Here is a 4,436-nt window from a genome sequence, read left to right on the forward strand (position 1 = left end):
GGACAAGCATATATGCAAAAACGACCATTAGCTTTTCGCAAACGGTCGTTTTTTTACATTATCCTACATCTGTCATTTGTCGTTGCACCGTATCGATATCTTCGCGTACTCGTTCAATATCCGCCCCTAAGGCAGCTAATTTTTCATGAAAACGAACGTAACCGCGGTCTAAATGTTTCAGCTCAGTAACGCGCGTATAACCTTCCGCCGCAAGCCCAGCTAAAATGAGCGCCGCAGCAGCGCGTAAATCGGTGGCCGCCACTTCTGCACCTTGCAAATTGCATGGGCCGTTAATAATGACCGAACGTCCCTCAATTTTCATATCTGCATTCATACGGCGAAATTCTTCCACGTGCATAAAGCGGTTTTCAAATACCGTCTCTGTCACCATACTTGTGCCTTCCGCTTTCATAAGAAGGGCCATCATTTGCGACTGCATATCGGTCGGAAAACCTGGATGCGGCATCGTCTTCACGTCGACTGCTTTTAGTTTGTCAGGAGCAATGACGCGCAAACCGCTGTCTTCTTCGATAATCGTGACACCCATTTCCTCAAGTTTTGCGATTAACGACGTTAAATGTTCAGGTACTGCCCCTTGCACGAGGACGTCTCCACCTGTAATGGCAGCAGCAATCATAAATGTTCCTGCTTCAATGCGATCAGGAATAACCGCGTGCTCTGCACCATATAATGTAGTGACACCGTCAATACGAATCGTGCCCGTTCCAGCACCGCGCACTTTCGCACCCATGGCGTTTAAAAAGTTAGCTAAGTCGACAATTTCCGGCTCTTTTGCGCAGTTTTCGATGACGGTTGTGCCTTCTGCCAAAACGGCAGCCATCATAATATTTTCTGTCGCCCCTACACTTGGGAAGTCTAAATAAATTTTTGCACCGCGCAATTTCCCGTTCACTTCTGCGTCGATAAAACCGTTGCCGATTTTCACCGTTGCACCCATCGCTTCAAATCCTTTTAAATGTTGGTCGATCGGTCGTGAACCGATCGCACAGCCGCCCGGCAAAGCGACGCGCGCGCGTCCTTTGCGCGCAAGCAACGGTCCCATTACTAATACAGACGCTCTCATTTTTCGTACATATTCAAATGGAGCTTCAATCGTTAGCTCTCCAGATGCATCCACGACAATGTTGTTGTTGCCAACCGTTACGTCCGCACCTAAATGACGTAACACTTCGCTAATCGTATATACATCGGAGAGTTCAGGTACATCGTGAATGACACTTTTTCCTTCACTCGCTAACAATGTTGCGGCGATAACAGGCAACACAGCATTTTTCGCACCTTCCACTTTCACTGTGCCGCTCAACCGCTTCCCGCCGCGGACGATGATTTTTTCCAAGGCATTCCCCTCCGCGTCCAAAGTCTCTATATTAATATTCAGCTGTAATGATTGGGGTGCCAATGACAACGGTCGTTCGCGCGCCCAATCCGTCTTGTCGTAACGCCAGTTGAAGATTCATTTGTTGTTGTCCGACAGAAAGTGACGTCTTCCACTGCTCAGTATATGCTGAGAGGGAGACAAATGTCTCTTCACGCAATGATTCAATCGGTTGCGCTTGAAACGAAGAAAGCAAGCGAACCGCATTGTCAAACAAAACACCTTTCATCTTACCATCGAATTCCCCTGTAATACAAGTGAAAAATGTAGGTTTTACGAATAATTTTGTCGTTTGTCGGACGAGCGTGCGTTCGATTTGTTTATTCCACGTTGAACCGGTTGCTTCGTATAAAACAAGGACTGTTGGATGATGAGCGACCGTGATGAGTTGAATCGTTTCAACGTAAGCGGAGGTTTCACGTTTGCCAACCATCTTGTGCGGTTCAACCGTCCAACGAAAAGAGGACCATGTTCTCACGTATTGTTGGATCCATGTGTGAGGGTCTGTCGTAAGCACTTGCTCTTTGGCGTAGACGTTCCATCGTTTGAGGTGAATATGATGGGTGTCAAATGCGCCAAGCATGTCGTTGATTTTCGTTATTTCTCCTTCGACACGTTCACTGTCATACATCCGATAACCACTAAATAACAAACAAAAAATAACGAGTGCCAACCATTTTTTTCTCATCTCTTTCCCTTCCTCTCCTTAGCATTTATTGTTGCCAGATCGGAAGGGAACATACGTGAAAAAAATCGACAACACTCGCGGTTAAAATAAAAATGGCAGCTGGCGCGACCAACGTAAATAGTCTAAAAAGAAATGGCTCACTAATGAGCCGATCGCAATCGTCAATAACACGTAAAATACGCGCGCTTGAATGATGCGGTTCGGCTTGAAAATGACTTCTAGTCGGACCGCTTGTAGCGTCCACCATGTTACAGTAATGAAAAATAAATGAGATAATAAGCTAATTAACGCTTCTTGTCCAAATACCTCCATATGCACTCCTCCTTTCACATAAAAAAATGGAAGGGAACACCCCTTCCATTATACGTCTTATTGAAGAAAATCGCTAAAATGCTGAAATGGCGCAAGAAAGTCGTAGGCGATGTTTGGAAACACCCCTAAAGCAACGGTGCCGATGACGCAAATCGCTACAACGGTGATAACGCCAGGTGGCCATTGTAACGGGCGCGTATCTTCAACTGGACGGAAAAACATTTGAACGAAAATACCAAAATAATATACGTACGAAACGACCGTCGTTGCTATCATGACCGACGCGAGCACATAATGAGCAGGCTCGACGATAAACGCTCCGAGGAAAATGTTTACTTTCCCGATAAATCCAGCTGTTCCTGGAATGCCTGCAAGCGAGAGTAAAAAGACCGTCATCGCAACAGCCATAAGCGGCGAGCGACGATATAAGCCGGCGAAGACGCTTATATCTTCATCGTCGTAATGTTTGGAAACGACTTGTAAAATGGCAAATGCTCCGATCGTCATAAACAAATACGCCAATAAGTAAAACCAAATCGCTTCAAACATAAACATCGATAAGCTTGCGAAAGCAACGAGCACGTATCCCGCATGTGCGATGCTCGAATACGCTAGCATGCGTTTGACGTTGCGCTGGCGAAGCGCGATCGTATTGCCGATGATCATCGTTGCTCCCGCTAAAAAAGCGATATACGGCGCAAGCGTTATAAGCATGGAATTCGAACTGTCCGTCGGTATTTGAGCAAATACAGAAACGATGAGGCGCAATACGATGACGAATCCCGCTGTTTTCGATACGACGCTTAAAAAGGAGACAACTGGCGTCGTCGCGCCCTGGTATACGTCTGGCGCCCACATATGAAACGGAGCAGCCGCTAATTTAAACGATAAACCGATAAACGTAAGCAAAAAGGCAAGCGATAAAATGTATTGATGGTTTTCATCGTACGTACTTGCGAGTTGCTGGGCAATTTCTTTTATATTTGTCGATCCAGTAAAGCCAAATATGTAGCTCATTCCGAACAACGTAATGGCTGTTGCGATGCTTCCTGTAATGACGTATTTTAGCGCAGCTTCATTCGCTAACGTATGTTTTTTCCGGATCGCAACAAGAATATAAAAAGAAATGGACAACAGTTCAAGACCGACAAAGAGCGTAATAAGATCACCGCTCGACGCCATCATCATCGCGCCGAGGAGCGCTGTTAAAAATAAGTAGTAAAATTCACCGCGGTAGGCGATGCGCTCATTCGGTTCGTAATGAATCGCAAGAAGTAACACGAGCGCACTACCGATAAGCAATAATGCTTTAAACGATTTGGCGAAAGAGTCAAGGCGGAACGTATCGCCTAGAATCGATGTGACATCACTCGTCCATAGCCCAAGCAGCGAAACGAACGAAACGGCGACGCCAACGAAAGCGAACAGCCCAAGCAGGCGCCGGTTGCGATCTTCGGGCATAAATAGGTCGATGAGCGAGAGCGCAACCGCCACGCCGAGGATGATAAATTCCGGCATCATGACGCCCCATTGATAACTAAGTAATGTTTCGAAATCCATCTCATCAACCCCCTAACCCGTTCATCATCGTTTCAATCGTCGTCTGCAGCGGCATCGCCAACACGTTCGGATACACGCCAATGATAACAATAAACAACAGTAAACTAATCGCTGGCACCCATTCGATACCACGTAAATCGTGGACGTTTGTGACCGTTGTTTGCCCGAATGTTATGCGAAGTACCGCCCGCAACAAGTACACTGCTGTCATAATAATGCCGAGCGTACCGATCGCCGCTAATAAAGGTTCAGCTTGAAACGCCCCAACAAACGCCGTAAACTCGCTAATAAATCCTGACGTTCCCGGCAAGCCGAGCGAAGCCATCGCTCCAGCAAGAATAAATCCTGATGCGTACGGCATCGTTTTCGCCATTCCACCTAAACGGGCGAGCGTCGTCGTGCGCGTCCGCTCGTACATGATTCCAACGAAGAAGAATAAAAACGCCGCGATAAATCCGTGTGACACCGCTTGGAAAATCG

At 46.7% G+C, this 4,436-nt stretch carries 5 protein-coding genes; all 5 read right to left on the reverse strand.

What is annotated here, in order from left to right; genetic code table 11:
- Nucleotides 1-58: 58 nt before the first annotated feature.
- Nucleotides 59-1,357 carry a UDP-N-acetylglucosamine 1-carboxyvinyltransferase gene (murA, locus tag V7Z64_RS11945; protein ID WP_297992091.1) on the reverse strand — a complete coding sequence of 433 codons (1,299 nt, stop codon included), beginning with the start codon at nt 1,355-1,357 and terminating at the stop codon, nt 59-61.
- 31 nt (nt 1,358-1,388) lie between these two features.
- Nucleotides 1,389-2,084 (reverse strand): YwmB family TATA-box binding protein, encoded by a 696-nt coding sequence (locus V7Z64_RS11950; protein WP_003396976.1) that lies wholly within the window; start codon nt 2,082-2,084, stop codon nt 1,389-1,391.
- Between the two features lie 81 nt (nt 2,085-2,165).
- Nucleotides 2,166-2,396 carry a DUF1146 family protein gene (locus V7Z64_RS11955; protein ID WP_297992093.1) on the reverse strand — a complete coding sequence of 77 codons (231 nt, stop codon included), beginning with the start codon at nt 2,394-2,396 and terminating at the stop codon, nt 2,166-2,168.
- Nucleotides 2,397-2,453: 57 nt separating this feature from the next.
- A complete protein-coding gene (nuoN, locus tag V7Z64_RS11960; protein WP_297992094.1) occupies nt 2,454-3,956 on the reverse strand; it encodes an NADH-quinone oxidoreductase subunit NuoN in 1,503 nt (500 codons plus the stop codon).
- A gap of 4 nt (nt 3,957-3,960) precedes the next feature.
- On the reverse strand, nt 3,961-4,436 hold a 476-nt coding region (locus V7Z64_RS11965; RefSeq protein WP_334110528.1), incomplete at its 5' end, for a proton-conducting transporter transmembrane domain-containing protein.

Origin of the sequence: Anoxybacillus sp. (genome assembly GCF_036834105.1) — a bacterium.
Classification (GTDB): Bacteria; Bacillota; Bacilli; order Bacillales; family Anoxybacillaceae; genus Anoxybacillus.

Bases quoted from the DNA above. Each gene is read 5' to 3' on its own strand.
- V7Z64_RS11950 (WP_003396976.1), bottom strand. From the start codon at position 2,084: ATGAGAAAAAAATGGTTGGCACTCGTTATTTTTTGTTTGTTATTTAGT.
- V7Z64_RS11955 (WP_297992093.1), bottom strand. From the start codon at position 2,396: ATGGAGGTATTTGGACAAGAAGCGTTAATTAGCTTATTATCTCATTTA.
- nuoN (WP_297992094.1), bottom strand. From the start codon at position 3,956: ATGGATTTCGAAACATTACTTAGTTATCAATGGGGCGTCATGATGCCG.